Annotated in this window: 13 protein-coding genes; 4 read left to right on the forward strand and 9 right to left on the reverse strand. The window is 44.1% G+C overall.

The features are described 5' to 3' along the window. The first annotated feature begins 173 nt into the window (after positions 1–173). From AB3G73_RS14550 to AB3G73_RS14560, 3 genes are read left to right on the forward strand one after another with little or no spacing between them, the layout of a single operon-like run. Positions 174–1484 carry an anaerobic C4-dicarboxylate transporter family protein gene (locus tag AB3G73_RS14550; RefSeq protein ID WP_148365536.1) on the forward strand — a complete coding sequence of 437 codons (1311 nt, stop codon included), beginning with the start codon at positions 174–176 and terminating at the stop codon, positions 1482–1484. Positions 1485–1519: 35 nt separating this feature from the next. Next, the gene (gene ansB / locus AB3G73_RS14555; RefSeq protein WP_122137468.1) at positions 1520–2578 is read left to right on the forward strand and encodes an L-asparaginase 2; all 1059 of its coding nucleotides are present in this window, start codon (positions 1520–1522) and stop codon (positions 2576–2578) included. 15 nt (positions 2579–2593) lie between these two features. Further along, a complete protein-coding gene (locus tag AB3G73_RS14560; protein ID WP_148365538.1) occupies positions 2594–3781 on the forward strand; it encodes a porin in 1188 nt (395 codons plus the stop codon). A 92-nt stretch (positions 3782–3873) separates the two neighbouring features. Here the strand turns inward: AB3G73_RS14560 and AB3G73_RS14565 are convergent, their stop codons facing one another. The 9 genes from AB3G73_RS14565 to AB3G73_RS14605 all read right to left on the reverse strand — a co-directional run bounded on the left by AB3G73_RS14565 (position 3874) and on the right by AB3G73_RS14605 (position 13274). After that, positions 3874–4095 carry a DUF2795 domain-containing protein gene (locus tag AB3G73_RS14565; RefSeq protein ID WP_002558131.1) on the reverse strand — a complete coding sequence of 74 codons (222 nt, stop codon included), beginning with the start codon at positions 4093–4095 and terminating at the stop codon, positions 3874–3876. 73 nt (positions 4096–4168) lie between these two features. Continuing rightward, a complete protein-coding gene (locus AB3G73_RS14570; protein ID WP_148365544.1) occupies positions 4169–4732 on the reverse strand; it encodes a cob(I)yrinic acid a,c-diamide adenosyltransferase in 564 nt (187 codons plus the stop codon). 45 nt (positions 4733–4777) lie between these two features. Continuing rightward, complete coding sequence (locus AB3G73_RS14575) at positions 4778–5401, reverse strand: hypothetical protein (RefSeq protein WP_217721017.1); 624 nt, start codon at positions 5399–5401, stop codon at positions 4778–4780. A 107-nt stretch (positions 5402–5508) separates the two neighbouring features. Next, positions 5509–6192 (reverse strand): energy transducer TonB, encoded by a 684-nt coding sequence (locus tag AB3G73_RS14580; protein WP_320975092.1) that lies wholly within the window; start codon positions 6190–6192, stop codon positions 5509–5511. Between the two features lie 244 nt (positions 6193–6436). Next, positions 6437–6685, reverse strand: a complete 249-nt coding sequence (locus AB3G73_RS14585) for a hypothetical protein (RefSeq protein ID WP_320980386.1) — start codon at positions 6683–6685, stop codon at positions 6437–6439. Positions 6686–7094: 409 nt separating this feature from the next. Beyond that, positions 7095–7439 carry a hypothetical protein gene (locus AB3G73_RS14590; protein ID WP_148365546.1) on the reverse strand — a complete coding sequence of 115 codons (345 nt, stop codon included), beginning with the start codon at positions 7437–7439 and terminating at the stop codon, positions 7095–7097. A 159-nt stretch (positions 7440–7598) separates the two neighbouring features. Continuing rightward, on the reverse strand, positions 7599–8969 hold the full coding sequence (locus AB3G73_RS14595) for a TolC family protein (protein ID WP_367745150.1): 1371 nt from the start codon (positions 8967–8969) through the stop codon (positions 7599–7601). Then, positions 8966–12172, reverse strand: a complete 3207-nt coding sequence (locus AB3G73_RS14600) for an efflux RND transporter permease subunit (RefSeq protein WP_254009343.1) — start codon at positions 12170–12172, stop codon at positions 8966–8968. Before AB3G73_RS14600 ends, AB3G73_RS14595 begins: the two co-directional genes overlap by 4 nt. Before the next feature lie 22 nt (positions 12173–12194). After that, positions 12195–13274 carry an efflux RND transporter periplasmic adaptor subunit gene (locus tag AB3G73_RS14605; RefSeq protein ID WP_234133110.1) on the reverse strand — a complete coding sequence of 360 codons (1080 nt, stop codon included), beginning with the start codon at positions 13272–13274 and terminating at the stop codon, positions 12195–12197. A gap of 323 nt (positions 13275–13597) precedes the next feature. Between AB3G73_RS14605 and AB3G73_RS14610 the strand changes: the two genes are divergently transcribed. Beyond that, a complete protein-coding gene (locus tag AB3G73_RS14610) occupies positions 13598–15340 on the forward strand; it encodes a histidine kinase (RefSeq protein ID WP_367745151.1) in 1743 nt (580 codons plus the stop codon). Positions 15341–15355 lie beyond the last annotated feature (15 nt).

Genomic DNA, 15355 nt, shown 5'->3' on the forward strand with positions numbered 1-15355 from the left:
GTTGTTTTATAGTAATAACGTTTTCGTTAGTTCTTATAATAACCAATGAACTTTGTTATTGTTTTAATAAATATGCAAAAACTATTCAAAGACTTTTTTGTTGTAAATACAAGAAAAAGAAAATACAAAGAGAGAAATCACTTATCTTTGTTTGGAACTTAAAACAGCAATCTATGATATTACAATTAGCATTTGTTCTGACAGCCATTATTATTGGCGCGCGCCTGGGAGGTATCGGACTTGGCGTAATGGGAGGCGTAGGGTTGGCTATACTTACGTTCGTTTTTGGTTTACAACCCACTGCGCCTCCTATCGACGTTATGTTAATGATTGCCGCTGTAATTTCGGCCGCTTCCTGTATGCAGGCAGCCGGAGGTCTGGACTATATGGTGAAACTGGCAGAACATTTGCTTCGTAAAAATCCTTCACACGTCACTCTGCTTAGTCCACTGGTGACTTACCTCTTTACTTTTGTAGCCGGAACCGGGCACGTGGCCTATTCCGTACTGCCGGTGATCGCAGAGGTTGCCACCGAAACAAAGATACGCCCGGAACGTCCGTTGGGGATTGCCGTCATCGCTTCCCAGCAGGCCATTACGGCAAGTCCGATCTCTGCCGCTACCGTGGCACTTCTCGGACTCTTAGCCGGATTCGACATTACCCTGTTCGACATTCTCAAGATTACGATTCCCGCTACCATCGTCGGAGTTTTGGTAGGCGCCTTGTTTTCCATGAGAGTCGGCAAGGAACTGGTGGAAGATCCCGAATATCAGAAAAGATTGAAAGAAGGTTTATTCAACAATAAAAAGGTGGAGATTAAAGATGTCAAGAACAAACGTTCGGCAATGATTTCCGTCATCATCTTTATATTGGCAACTGCTTTTATCGTGCTTTTCGGTTCTTTTGAAGGAATGCGCCCCAGTTTCCTGATTGACGGGGAAATAGTCACCTTGGGAATGTCTTCCATCATCGAAATCGTGATGTTGTCGGCTGCCGCAATTATCCTGTTAGTAACGAAGACGGACGGGATTAAGGCAACGCAAGGTTCCGTATTCCCGGCAGGTATGCAGGCGGTGATTGCCATCTTCGGTATTGCTTGGATGGGAGATACTTTTCTTCAGGGAAATATGGGACAACTGACGCTCTCTATCCAGGGGATCGTACAACAAATGCCGTGGCTGTTCGGTGTCGCCCTGTTTGTGATGTCTATTCTGCTGTATAGTCAGGCCGCCACCGTACGGGCACTCGTTCCTCTGGGTATCGCGTTGGGAATTTCTCCTTATATGCTGATCGCTTTATTCCCTGCCGTGAACGGATATTTCTTTATTCCGAATTATCCTACTGTGGTGGCTGCGATTAATTTCGACCGTACCGGGACAACAAAAATCGGCAAATATGTGTTGAACCATTCATTTATGATGCCCGGTCTGATATCGACCGTTGTGGCAATCGCACTAGGTTTGCTTTTTATACAAATATTCTAATAGATTCATATTATTAACCTAAACATCATTCAGTTATGAAACAATTCAAAAGCTTTGGACTGGTAGTAGTCACACTACTGTTTTCCGTAACTATGGCATTCGCCGCAAAACCGAATATTCATATTCTTGCTACGGGAGGAACCATCGCAGGTACGGGAAGCTCGGCTACCGGAACCAGTTATACGGCAGGACAGGTTGCCATCGGTGCGCTGCTCGATGCTGTGCCCGAAATTAAAGACATCGCCAACGTAACGGGAGAGCAGATCGTTAAAATCGGCTCGCAGGACATGAACGACCAGGTTTGGCTGACGCTTGCCAAGAAAATCAACGAACTACTGAAACGCCCGGACATTGACGGCATCGTGATTACTCACGGAACAGACACCATGGAGGAAACTGCTTACTTCTTGAATCTGACTGTCAAGAGCAACAAACCGGTGGTATTAGTAGGTGCCATGCGTCCGTCTACCGCTCTAAGTGCCGACGGCCCGTTGAACCTTTACAATGCCGTTGTTACCGCAGCCGCAAAAGAATCGAAAGACAAAGGGGTATTGGTTGCCATGAACGGCCTTATCCTCGGAGCGCAAAGTACGGTTAAAATGAACACTGTCGATGTGCAAACTTTCCAAGCCCCCAACTCCGGCGCACTGGGTTATGTACTGAACGGAAAAGTGTTCTATAATCAAGTAACGCTAAAGAAACATACTACCCAGTCCGTTTTTGATGTCACGCATCTGAACGCGCTTCCCAAAGTAGGTATCGTGTACAGCTATTCCAACATTGAAGCCGATATGGTGACTCCGATGCTTAGCAACGGTTACAAAGGAATTATCCACGCAGGAGTAGGAAACGGAAATATTCACCAGAACATCTTCCCGGTATTGACGGATGCCCGCCAAAAAGGTATTCTTGTCGTTCGTTCTTCCCGTGTCCCGACCGGACCTACCACACTGGATGCAGAGGTGGACGACGCCAAATATCAGTTTGTGGCTTCGCAGGAACTGAACCCGCAGAAATCTCGTGTTTTGTTAATGCTTGCACTAACAAAAACGACAGACTGGAAACAGATTCAGCAATATTTCAACGAATACTAAAAACCGGACTTACTTATGAAAAAATGGATATTCATGCTGCTTCTGGCGGGCAGCATACAGGGAGTATATGCTCAAAAAACAGAGAAAAAGGAGAAATTCAATCCGAACACTCCCCTGTTTGAAGAGCTGACAGACGTGAAAAAGAAAACAGATAAATTCAATCTTTATCTGAATATGCAAGGGAGCTTTGACGCTCATTTCCAGAATGGTTTTCAGGAGGGTGACTTTAATATGCACCAACTCCGTATCGAAGCGAAAGGAAATATCAACAACTGGTTGTCTTACCGCTATCGTCAGCGCCTCAACCGCTCGAACGATGCAAACGGCATGATTGATAATCTCCCGACTTCTATCGACTATGCCGGAATCGGTATCAAGCTGAATGACCAGTTTAGTCTTTTTGCAGGAAAGCAATGTGCCGCATACGGTGGTATCGAGTTCGACCTGAATCCGATCGACATCTATCAATACAGCGATATGATTGATTACATGAGCAACTTCATGACCGGATTGAATGTGGGTTATAACATTACTCCCGAACAGCAGCTTAACCTGCAGATATTGAACAGCCGTAACAGTTCTTTCGACAGCACTTACGGGATTACAGAGGATGCCGAAGGCAATCTCCCCGATCTGAAATCGGGCAAAATGCCACTAGTCTACACATTGAACTGGAACGGTAATTTCAATAATGTATTTAAAACCCGTTGGTCGGCTTCTGTCATGAACGAGGCCAAAAGTCACAATATGTATTATTATGCTTTAGGTAATGAGTTGAATCTTGGAAAATGGAATGCTTTTGTCGATTTCATGTATTCAAAAGAGGATATTGACCGCAAAGGAATCATTACCAGTATCGTAGGTCGTCCGGGCGGACATAATGCTTTTGATGCGAACTATCTTTCGGTTGTTGCCAAATGTAATTACCGCTTTCTTCCGAAATGGAATGTTTTTGTGAAGGGTATGTACGAAACGGCTTCCGTAGGCAAGGCATCCGAAGGTATAGAAAAGGGCAATTACCGTACTTCCTGGGGATATCTGGGCGGTATCGAATATTACCCGATGGAAACTAATCTGCACTTCTTTGTTACCTACGTGGGACGTTCGTATGATTTTACTTCCCGCGCCAAAGTGCTGGGACAGGAGAATTACAGTACTAACCGTATTTCTGTGGGATTTATCTGGCAGATGCCTGTATTCTAGTTCTAAAGCCAGAAACCGTAGCTGACAATATAAGAATACCCGATAGCCTTCTTGCAAAGGTTATCGGGTATTTTTATATGTTCGGTCTTAAATCAATACTCTTCCTCGTTAAAGAAAAAATCCTCCTTACTAGGATAATCCGGCCAAATATCTTCGATACTCTCATAGATTTCGCCCTCATCTTCCATCTCTTGGAGATTCTCAATAACTTCAAGAGGAGCACCCGAACGCATGGCATAATCAATCAATTCATCCTTGGTTGCCGGCCAGGGAGCATCTTCAAGTTTTGATGCTAGTTCCAATGTCCAATACATAATCTTGAGTATTTAAAATGAATACTAAATTTGTCTCGTTTTCTATTTTTCGGCAAAAGTATAACAAAATCTATCATTTCCAACTATTATCCCAAAATATTTCATTATTTTGTTCATCAAAATTAATTTTTCGGGATAATACAAACAAATAATCTGATAATCTGTTGACAAATGCTAATACTTCAGGAGAAATTGTACAAGTTTCGGACAAAGCCAGAATACGTCTTTCGGCTCTCCGGCAAATAGTACGGCAAACATGACAAACAGCTGCTCCACGACTTCCTCCGGGAATAATAAAAGCACAAAGCTCCGGAAGTTGTTCGTCCAGCTTATCAATCTCCCGCTCAATATTCTCCACGTTTTCGGGAGTTATGATGCTAGCAGGTTTCAGCTGTGTTTTCTCCTGATCGGTGGCGAGGTGTGAACCGATAGCAAATAGCTTATGCTGGATACTTAAGATGAAACCACGGTCTGATTCATCCTGCAGATAGGTGTTCAACCATCCCAGATGAGAATTTAATTCATCTACAGTTCCGTAAGCTTCCAAACGGATATGGGTCTTCGGGACGCGGCTTCCACCAACAAGACTGGTAGTTCCTTTATCTCCGGTCTTTGTATATACAAGACTCTTTTTCATGATCTTCTTTTTTACAGTTACTATAAGGTAAACGTACAAAGGTTCTTAGAAGTTGACAATATACTGCTGTTTTATCTTCGTTTTATCAAAAAATAATAAACCGAGGTCGTAGAGGTCAAAAGTGATGCCTACTCTTTCATCGGTCTGCAGCTTTTTCCAAAGTGTTTTCATCTCTTTGGAATAACAAATGCCATGAACAACAAATACACTTTTAGAAGTAGTGCGATGTGCGCAGATCCGGAAGACTTCTTCCAGTAAGTCGGGATTCCGGTAATCATTCAGATACAGAAAGTCAACTGAAGTGTCTGCATCCAGAAACAGTTCCGACAAGTCGGATGCAAAAAGGTAGGAAGCCGACGGTTTAGCGGATTGTAAGTAGAGGGTTGTAGAGGACGGACGCCCAACTTCTATGATTGTATCAGGCTGTACTCTGTTCACCAACCGGAACAGGAAACGGTTCACTTTTTGAGAACCTTTCGTCCACCCACGCTCTCTCATCATCTTTTGCTGTTCTTTTTTCAAAGAAGAATAGGCATAGTAAGGCATCTTCTCATAAATCACATCGGTAATCAGACTAAAAGCAAAAGGGGAATGTACGCCATATCCGCAACGATAACGAAAGCGGGAAAGCCAGATAAAAGGTCTTTTTATACAGAGTAGAAGATTCATAAAACAATCATTCGTATTTTTATTCTCCCGACAAAGATATATTTTTTTATTGAAAAAGGGTCGGTTCCCATCAAGAACCGACCCTCATACTCATTTATTCCAAGTTACTACTGTAGTCTGAATGATACCGGTACAGTAAATTTCACTCGAACTTTCTTACCATTTTGCACTCCGGGAGTCCATTTCGGCATAGAACTTATCACGCGGATAGCTTCTTTATCCAAATAAGGATCAACCCCTCGCACAACTTCAGGATTGGAAATCGTTCCGTCTTTGTCTACAACAAACTGAACAATGACTTTTCCTTGTGAACCTGTTTCCTGCGAAATCGTTGGATATTTGATATTACTACTTAAATATTTCATTAAAGCAGCTGTACCTCCAATAAACTCCGGCATGACTTCAACACTTACGTGAATAATGTCTTCAACTACCGTTTCTGTTTCTACCACTGGGGGTATCCAAATAACGTCACGAACTGCATTCATATCCTCTGACACTGTAGAAACGTCATCCGTCACCTCCATATTGTTTTCCACTATTTCGAACAATTCTGTTACCTTAGTTTCGGGAGGAGGAGGCGGTTCCAGTTTCTCGTCTGGGAATGTGATTGGAACTAGCTCTGTTACAAAGATGGATTCATCATCTGGTGATAGTGCTGCAACTCTGACATCATGTTGTGTCCATTCGAACGAAACGAACATGAAGGCTAGCGCAACAACCAAACCCATCAACAACCAAGAACCCCGTTGATTCTCAATTGCAGCCTTTTTTGATTTCTTGGCTTCCATAAAAAATGTGTTTAAGTAATTAATAATAGAAAATATATAGTATATATACTACTTTTCGTTTTTCCTCTTAAGCATTACTTAAAGTGCTCTCTCGCTGCAATAAATATAATCTTTTTATGGATAGGTTGTTACGACGTCTCTTGTTTATTTTATTCTTTTCTCTTCTTTTGGATAAAATTTATGAATAATTCATTTGAGGTTATCAGGATTCGGACAAATACATTGAAGTCCAGCAGGGTTGCTTTTATGGTATTCTGAAGCAAGTATGTTCGATGAGGCTGTATCGCGCAGTTCTGGTAGCTATTACAGGAAAAGCAATGCTCTTCAATCCCAGAACGGACAATACATTCAAGCTCTTTTTAATAATACTGTTAATGGATTTCTCTACTGTAAATTCGTCCTTTTGAGACCAGTCTATCGTAATTGCATAGGATAGATGCAGAAACTCCTCCACCCATTGAAAGATAAGCGTCGTCAGCACTAACAATAACATCCGTCACTGCCGAAGTAATATCTCCGAATTTGATTATCAATCTTGACTTACCAAACTGGCAGGCTTTATCTATCTCATGCTTTTATATATATGTGTTGACAAAGCATTTCTCAATATGCATTAATTATAAAAAAATAGCCCACAATTAGATAGATATAACTACCGCTACTTTTTTGCTTGTAGTTCCTCTTTAACTTCATATTCTTCATTATCTCATAAAAAATCGCTCCACCTAAGTTGAATATATGTTTTCACCTTAAATGGAGAACATACATCCAACTTTAGTAGAACGAAAACTAAAATGTAGATTAAATAAATATTTATGAAAGGACAGGAAATAAACATAGCCTCATAACAGACAATCTTTTATAATCATCCATATGATAGGTTTAGCTTAAATTCACAGTACTTATTGTGCTTTTTTCTTTTTCTTCGCGTTATCCTTCTTACGCATATCCTGATACTTCTTATATTGTTCATCGGTCAGAATGCTTTTTATTTTAGCATCGACTTCCTTCTTTTTCTTTTGCATTTCTTCTCGTGAAGGTTTTTCATCCGATTTATTTTTTGCAGGTCTCATCTCTTCCATTGCAGCTTTAAAATCTTTGGCCTGCTTTTCATTCAGTCCCAAATCAGTAACCATTTGTTCTATGCGTTTCTCTCTATCAGCTTTTCCTTTCTGACGATTTTGAGCCATACATACAGTTGAGCCAATCAATAGTGCAACTGCCAAACTTAAAATTTGCTTTCTCATAATTCTAAATATCATATTAAGTGAGTAATGTATGTTAGACCTCACTAAAGTTTGAAAGTTAATTCTACGATGAAAAGAAAATCTGCTTTTTTACATTATTTATTGTTTCTCCACATTATAAATATTCAGCCGGATATGAGTGTCATTCAATTATTTCCATTACTCTTCCCTACCTCCTCCTAGTGCTTGATACAGATTGATTATTCCTTGTATCTCCTGAAACCGGTTACTCACCTGTGTCAACTGTGCTGTCAGTAGAGTTTGCTGGGCGGTGAGGACTTCAAGATAAGTGGAATTTCCATGTTGCATAAGCAGCTGTGTGCTGGTAACAGCCGTTTGTAGAGAAGAGATCTGGCGCCGGTAAAGATCGGATTTATCCCGGGCCGTTTGATTTTGCTTCAAAGCGTTGTTCACTTCAGCACCGGCATTGAGTAGGGTTTGCGTGAAAGACAACTTCGCTTCTTCCTGTTGCGCTTTAGCTATTTTTAGACGGGCTATATTCTGCCCCTTATTAAATAAGGGCTGCGTAAGGGAGCCAACAGCTGACAGCAACAACTTACTCGGATTCATAACCACCTCACCTACTCCATTTGTCCACCCGGCAGAACCGCTGAGGGTGATGGATGGATAAAAGGCAGAGCGTGCCTCATTAGTCGTGTAAAAGGCTTGCGCCAAAGCCAATTCTGATGATCTGACATCAGGACGATTAGCAAGAAGTTGTAAAGGGATACCTACGGATAAATCCTGTGGCAAAACCTGTCCGTCCAGTGTGCCACGACGGATAAATTGCGGAGTTTCTCCCAGCATCAGGCAAAGACTGTTTTCCGCCTGCCTGATTTGTTCCTTTAGATCCAAAACAGTGGTACAGATGGAATAGTAGGTGGCTTCGGTTTGTGCCAAACCTGCTTCGTTACCTTGACCGGCATTCTTCAAAGCTTGCATAACGCGTACACTTTCTTTCCATTTTACTTCTGTTTCCTCGGAGATGGCCAATTGAGCATCCAGCATTAAAAGTGTATAATAGGTATTCGCTAGATTGGCTATCAATTGTGTCTTAACAGCGAGTTCATATTCCTGACTTTGAATATAAAGAGCTTTAGCACGACGGTTGGCATTCGTCAGCCGACCGAAGATATCAATTTCCCAAGAGGAAGTAATAGGCAGGGAATAGCTCTGTCCAGCTTTCCCCTTATCGAAACTGCTCACAGTGCCCTGCGGTGAAAAAGCGAATGAGGGCAGATAAGCCAGGCGGGCCGCACTAAGTGAAGCACGGGCTTCTTCCACTCGCCAGTGAGCGGACTGTAGATCGGTGTTATTCCGCAACCCCTGCTCAATGAGGGATTGCAGATGAGGATCGACGAACAATTGACGCCAATTCAACTTGGCAATATTATGAATTGTATCAGAAACCGTTTCCGCCGCCCCAAAAAGATCTTCGGGGACGGTCGTTGCCGGTTGATATTTTGTATAGATGCCGCAACTACTCAGCATGAGCGTCGTTATGGCAAGGGTGATGATATTTCTTTTCATTTCTTCTTATTCTCCAAATATTGTTTTCTTTCTTCATCGGCTTTCTCCACCTCTTCCTTTATCTGCCAGTCGGCAACAGTGGCATCAAACTGAATCGGTCGCACTTTCTCCTGTATTGCCTGGAAGACAATAAACATAGCCGGCACAATGAATAACAGTGCCAATGTACCCACCAGCATACCGCCTACCACACCCGTACCGAGTGAACTGTTTCCGTTGGCTCCTACGCCAGATGCTAACATCAAAGGTACCATACCGAAAATCATCGTCAGTGCCGTCATAAGAATAGGACGCAAACGATCTTTAGCAGCAATAAGCGCAGCAGACGTCAGACTCATACCGGCACGACGGCGCTCGGTAGCATATTCGGTGAGAAGAATAGCAGTTTTTGCCAACAGACCGATAAGCATGATAAGTCCTGTTTGCAGATAAATATTATTCTCCAATCCAAGCAATTTGGCAAAGAGGAAGCTACCCATCAATCCGGCCGGAACACTAAGCAGGACGGCAAACGGAACGAAGAAACTCTCATAAAGCGCACTCAATAGCAGATAAACCATCAATAGGCAGATAGCAAAAATCACGATGGTGGTATTACTCTGATTGCTCTCCTCTCGCGCCAGTCCGCCAAAATCGAAATCATAGTTGGCGGGAAGCACACGGGCAGCAGTTTCCTGTACGGCACGGATGGCTTCACCCGAACTGTACCCTTCGGCAGGCATGGCATTGAGTGCAATGGAGTTATACATATTAAAACGGTTCAGGCTCTCGGCTCCATATACTTTGGTCAGTGTGACGAACTGACTCAACGGTGCCATCTCTCCATTGCTCAAGCGAACAAAATGACGGTTGAGCGAAGCCTCATCCAGACGATAATTCGGATCAGCTTGCACCATCACACGATAGACGCGCGAAAAGCGGTTAAAGTTGCTGACATAGCTACCTCCATAATATCCCCCCAAGGTAGAAAGCACCTCATCAGGCATGATTCCGGCACGCAGACACTTAGCAGCATCCACATCGACCTGCCACTGGGGATAGTTGATTTCGAAAGATGAAAAAGCCATTGCCAGTTCAGGCCGCTGATTCAACGAGTCGATAAACTGGCGAGTGATGCTGAAAAACTCTGTGAGATCACCTCCAGCCTTGTCCTGCATTTGGATATCGAGCGCATTACCCATATCATAACCAGGTATCATACCCGGAGCCATGGCAAAAACTGTGGCATCCTTGATATCTCCGGTACGGGCATAAATCTGTCCGATTACTGCCTGCACGTGATCTTCTTCCTCCGGTCGTTCATCCCACGGAGTAAGGCGAACAAAGAAAATACCGGAAGAATTACCCGCACCACCCATTGACCAACCGGTCACTTTGAGTACCTGTTTCACCTGTGGGATTTGCTGAATACGTTCTTCTACACGGTTCATAATGCCATCGGTAGCATAAAGTGAGTTTCCCGGCGCAGTGGATACGGCAACAAACACCAGTCCCTGATCTTCATCGGGCACAAGGCCTGTTTTGGTGCTGTTCATCAACAAGGCAAGGATTACGACTGTCCCGGCAACAAAGGCGCCTGTCAACCATTTGCGACGGATAAAGAAGAGAACTCCTTTTTTATACCGCTCTGACAATGATTCGAACGCAGTGTTGAACGCACGGCGGAAACGGGCTGCGAAGTTTTGCTTCTGTGTGCCGTCCTCATTGGTATAGGGTCGCAGAATCAAGGCGCAGAGGGCAGGACTTAGTGTCAATGCATTGATGGTGGAAATACCTACCGCCACAGCCATTGTCAGACCGAACTGCGTATAAAATGTACCCGAAGTCCCACTCATGAAAGACACCGGAATAAATACCGCCATAAACACCAGTGAAGTGGTAACGATAGCACCCGACAGTCCTTTCATTGCATCCACACTGGCCATATAGGGCGAACGGTAGCCGGAATCGAACTTGGATTGCACTGCCTCGACCACAATAATGGCATCATCCACCACTGTACCGATGACCAGCACTAATGCGAAAAGCGTAATCAAATTGATACTGAATCCTACCAACGCCATGAAAGCGAAAGTTCCGATAAGAGAAACAAAAATACCCACCAGCGGAATCAGTGTAGAACGAATATCCTGTAAGAAAACATATACCACAAGGATTACCAGCAGAATTGCTTCAATCAGTGTCTTCAATACCTCATGGATAGAGGCGAAGAGAAATTCGTTAGTACTCATCAGCTGGGTTATTTCCGCCCCTTTGGGGAGACGTTTGGAAGCGTCTGCCAGAAAAGCGTCAATCTCACGATTAATCTCTGTGGCATTAGAACCGGCAGTCTGATAAACCATACATGACACACCGGGTTTACCATTGAAACTACCTTGATAAGAATACGATTCTTGTCCGAGACTGATGTTGGCAATCTCTTTTAAACGAAGTACCTCACCATTCTTAGTGCTGCGGATCACGATCTCTCCAAATTCTTCGGGAGTCATCAATCGACCTCGGTATTTCATGGTATACGCTTTAGCTTCCTTGGAATTCTCACCAATGGAGCCTGTTGCAGCTTCAATGTTTTGTGAGGCCAGTGCAGCAGTCACGTCGGAAGGAATCAGCTTGTACTGTGCCATGACGTCAGGTTTAAGCCATACGCGCATGGAATAGACACCACCCATCACCTGCACATCTCCCACTCCGGAAATACGCAAGATGGCAGGTTTCAAGTTAATATTGATATAGTTCGAGAGAAAGTTCTCGTCTAATGAGCTATCGGGACTATGCAAGGTAAATATCTGGAGCATACCGTTCTGTCGCTTGTTGACACTGACACCCACACGGGTCACTTCCGCAGGAAGTTGTCCGGCAGCTTTTGACACACGGTTCTGTACATTGACAGCGGCCATGTCCGGATTGGTACCTTGCTTAAAGTAAATGGTTATTTCGGCTGAACCGGCATTGGAAGCACTGGAAGTCATATAAGTCATGTCTTCCACACCATTGATGGCTTCCTCCAACGGAGCGATGACACTCTTCTGCACCGTTTCAGCACTGGCACCGTCGTATGCAGTGTACACCTGGACAGTAGGCGGGGCAATATCAGGATATTGCTCCACGGGTAGGGTGAATAACCCGATAATCCCCACCACTACAATCACAATGGAAAGGACGGCGGAGAGCACGGGGCGTTCTATAAATATTCGTAAGTTCATTGTTTTTTCAATTTTGAGTTAGTTACTTCTTCTTTGTTATCGGCATTCCATCCTGTAGTAGTCCGACACCTTCTGTCACGATTTCATCCCCTACGGCAAGTCCGTTCGTCACGATGTAATCCTGTCCACCGTCCACACGCTCCACACTTATTTGGGTAGAATGCGTTTTGCCATCCACTACCTTATAGACAAAGACCTTGTCCTGCACTTCGTAAGTTGCTGCACGAGGAATGATGATACCGTCTTTGTAGACCGCCGGCACCACCACATTTCCCGAGCTTCCACTATGCAGCAGTCCGTTCTTGTTGGGGAATGCAGCCCGTACACTGACAGTTCCTGTCGAAGCATCCACTACTCCGCTGATAGTTGCTATGGTACCTTTTTCTTCGTAGGTAGTCCGGTCATTCAGCACCAGTTCGATAGCAGGCATCGACTGCAAAGCCTTCTCTTTAGAACCATATTGGCGAATGAGTCCTAAGAGTTGATTTTCCGTCATTGAGAAGTAAACATACATGTCCGAGTTGTCTGATACAGTAGTTAGTGGCTGTACCATTCCGGCACTAACAAGTGTACCAACGCGATAAGGAAGTGTACCGATCACTCCATCCGAGGGACTTTTCACTTCGGTGTAGGAAAGGTCATTGGCAGCACTCAGCTCCTGCGCTTTGGCTTGTGCGCGTCCGGCTTTCGCCATCAACAGATTATTCTCGGCCGTTTTCAATTCATAAGCCGAAATGACGTTTTGAGCAAAGAGTTCTTTCTTGCTATCGTAAGTCAGTTGTGCCGTAGCCAATGTAGCATCGGCTGCTTCCATATTCGCCCGGGCTGTGGCCAAAGCTGCCTGATAGGGAACCTGGTCGATGATGAAAAGCACTTGTCCACGTTTCACCGCCTGTCCCTCGTTTACACACAATCGGGTGATGGTTCCCGTCACCTGCGGAAAGATAGCAATATCCTGCTTACCCTGGATAGCCGCCGGGTATTGGGTAGAAAGAGTTTTATTGACTGGTGCCACCTGCATCGTCGCATATTCCGATACAGACTGCGAATATTCTCCTCCTCCGTTCTTGCATCCGGCAAGAGTAAGGAGTGTTGTCAGCATGAAGATTTGCCACATTTTGTTTGTTTCCATTTTCATAAAATTCAATGTATTATAGTGATTGATTAGTTCTCACAAGAGCGGTGCAAAAGTAGGTGTCAGCGCCCGCTCCCGCAATGTAATTCTGGTCAAAGCCGGATTTTTGGGGGACGAAACCGCAGAGATAAGTGGTGAAACGGAATGAATGAAGCCAAAGACCTATCCTCTTCATATAAAGTTGTGATGAAGATGTAATGCTATTTGGTATTATTTACTACTTTTGCCCAAACAAAGATAAGAGTCCATCCTAATAAATAGACTTGCATTTCAGACTTGATTACGCAGTTATGATAAGAAAACGTATTTATCTCACAGCCGCAATATTCCTGCTTGTGGTAAGCTTTTCCGCTTACTACCTCTATCGTGTGAACCGCTCCGCACGCAGCCGTCTGGAGTATGCCAACGGACTCATTGAAGTGAATCCACGAAAAGCACTGGAAGATGTGGAACAGATAAACCGTACTTTCTTGAGCGAAAGGAACTACATGATGTGCGATTTAGTAAAAGCCGGTGCTCTCATCGGCATACAGGAATATCTTGTGCCGGATTCGCTACTTAACATCGTCAGTCCTTACTTCAAATATAAAGCGGACTCATTACACCTGACGGAAATATATTACTACCGGGGCGAGATAGCCCGCCACTCTAATTTCCTGCTCGAAGCCGTAGAATATTTCACCCTCTGCACACAATACAACAACGATGTGTACGATCTTCGCGAACTAAACTTCTACCTCAACAACTTCAAAGGGCAGGTTTACCACACTAAGCACATGATGAAAGAAGAGAAAGAGGCCAAACTCGCCGCCCTCTCTCTAGCCAGGGAACTAAACAATCCCTCTCTCATTGCCGAAGCCTACTCTGAACTCACCCACTATTACGCCCGGACAAATGACGGTGATGAGAGTATTCCTCTGCTCAAAACAGCTTCTATGAAAGGCTACTCCGGCTCCTTGCAAGCCCGGTTATTATTCCTCCTTAGCGAAAAATATGCCGACAAGCACATGTCCGACTCCGCTCGTATCTATGCTCTGCAAATCCCGCATTTATATCAGGACTCGGTCGACTATCTGCTCGGCAAGATACATTCCGATCTTCAACAAATCGATTCCGCTCGTTTTTACCTAAACCGAAGCAGTCAGAGTAATAACCCCTTTATCTGCCTGAAAACCTATCGCCAGTTGACAGATCTGAATATACGTACCGGTTCTCTCAATGGTGTATCAGACTGCTTGGAAAGACTGACGCACTATCAAGCACAGATAGACAGCATCGCTTATAACGAGGACCTTGCTCAAATAGAGAATGTGGATAAACTTCGAAAAACGATCCGTGACTCCGAAGTCGCAGAGGCAGAATACTACCGCTACTGGGTCTTCTATTGCTGGATTATTGTCATTGCTTTTACCGTCATCCTCATTCTAATGTCTATCTCCATCATTCTGCAAAAGAAGAAAAAAAACCTACAACTGAAACGTCAGCAATCACGCCTTGACGCACTGAAGATGCAGATAGACCCGCATTTTATATTCAATAATCTCAGCATCCTGCTCGACCTGGTAGAGACGGGAGATGCCACAGCTCCCATCTACATCAAATGTCTCTCCAAAGTTTACCGGCATATCGTAGCTAATGTAGATAAGAATCTTTCATCCGTTGCCGATGAATTATCCAGTCTGGAGGCTTATATCTTCCTACTCAAAATACGGTTTGAGGATGCCATACAGGTAGAAGTACAAGTTCAGGACGCTATCCGCGAGAGACAGATCCCTCCCATTGTATTGCAGATGTTACTGGAGAATGCTATCAAGCACAATCAAGTGTCGGAAGAAACACCGCTATTCATCCGTGTATATTCTGATGGGAACAAATTGGTAGTGGAAAACAACTGCAAACCTCTTACTCCGAACTCTTCCACCCACCACATCGGGCTGCGAAATATCAAAGAGCGGTATCAGCTCACTGGTGCTCCCGCCCCTGAAATCTATCAGGATGAACACATCTATCGTGTCACCCTTTCAACGCTTTAAACGAAATGATAAATT

Source organism: Bacteroides sp. L008 (genome assembly GCF_040812255.1).
Taxonomy (GTDB): Bacteria; Bacteroidota; Bacteroidia; order Bacteroidales; family Bacteroidaceae; genus Bacteroides; species Bacteroides vicugnae.

What these genes read in the sequence shown, in the direction of transcription:
- AB3G73_RS14560 (WP_148365538.1), top strand. Translation starts at nt 2,594, where the DNA reads ATGAAAAAATGGATATTCATGCTGCTTCTGGCGGGCAGCATACAGGGA.
- AB3G73_RS14580 (WP_320975092.1), bottom strand. Translation starts at nt 6,192, where the DNA reads ATGGAAGCCAAGAAATCAAAAAAGGCTGCAATTGAGAATCAACGGGGT.
- AB3G73_RS14600 (WP_254009343.1), bottom strand. Translation starts at nt 12,172, where the DNA reads ATGAACTTACGAATATTTATAGAACGCCCCGTGCTCTCCGCCGTCCTT.
- AB3G73_RS14570 (WP_148365544.1), bottom strand. Translation starts at nt 4,732, where the DNA reads ATGAAAAAGAGTCTTGTATATACAAAGACCGGAGATAAAGGAACTACC.
- AB3G73_RS14610 (WP_367745151.1), top strand. Translation starts at nt 13,598, where the DNA reads ATGATAAGAAAACGTATTTATCTCACAGCCGCAATATTCCTGCTTGTG.
- AB3G73_RS14550 (WP_148365536.1), top strand. Translation starts at nt 174, where the DNA reads ATGATATTACAATTAGCATTTGTTCTGACAGCCATTATTATTGGCGCG.
- AB3G73_RS14565 (WP_002558131.1), bottom strand. Translation starts at nt 4,095, where the DNA reads ATGTATTGGACATTGGAACTAGCATCAAAACTTGAAGATGCTCCCTGG.
- AB3G73_RS14575 (WP_217721017.1), bottom strand. Translation starts at nt 5,401, where the DNA reads ATGAATCTTCTACTCTGTATAAAAAGACCTTTTATCTGGCTTTCCCGC.
- AB3G73_RS14595 (WP_367745150.1), bottom strand. Translation starts at nt 8,969, where the DNA reads ATGAAAAGAAATATCATCACCCTTGCCATAACGACGCTCATGCTGAGT.
- ansB (WP_122137468.1), top strand. Translation starts at nt 1,520, where the DNA reads ATGAAACAATTCAAAAGCTTTGGACTGGTAGTAGTCACACTACTGTTT.
- AB3G73_RS14585 (WP_320980386.1), bottom strand. Translation starts at nt 6,685, where the DNA reads ATGTTATTGTTAGTGCTGACGACGCTTATCTTTCAATGGGTGGAGGAG.
- AB3G73_RS14605 (WP_234133110.1), bottom strand. Translation starts at nt 13,274, where the DNA reads ATGCTGACAACACTCCTTACTCTTGCCGGATGCAAGAACGGAGGAGGA.
- AB3G73_RS14590 (WP_148365546.1), bottom strand. Translation starts at nt 7,439, where the DNA reads ATGAGAAAGCAAATTTTAAGTTTGGCAGTTGCACTATTGATTGGCTCA.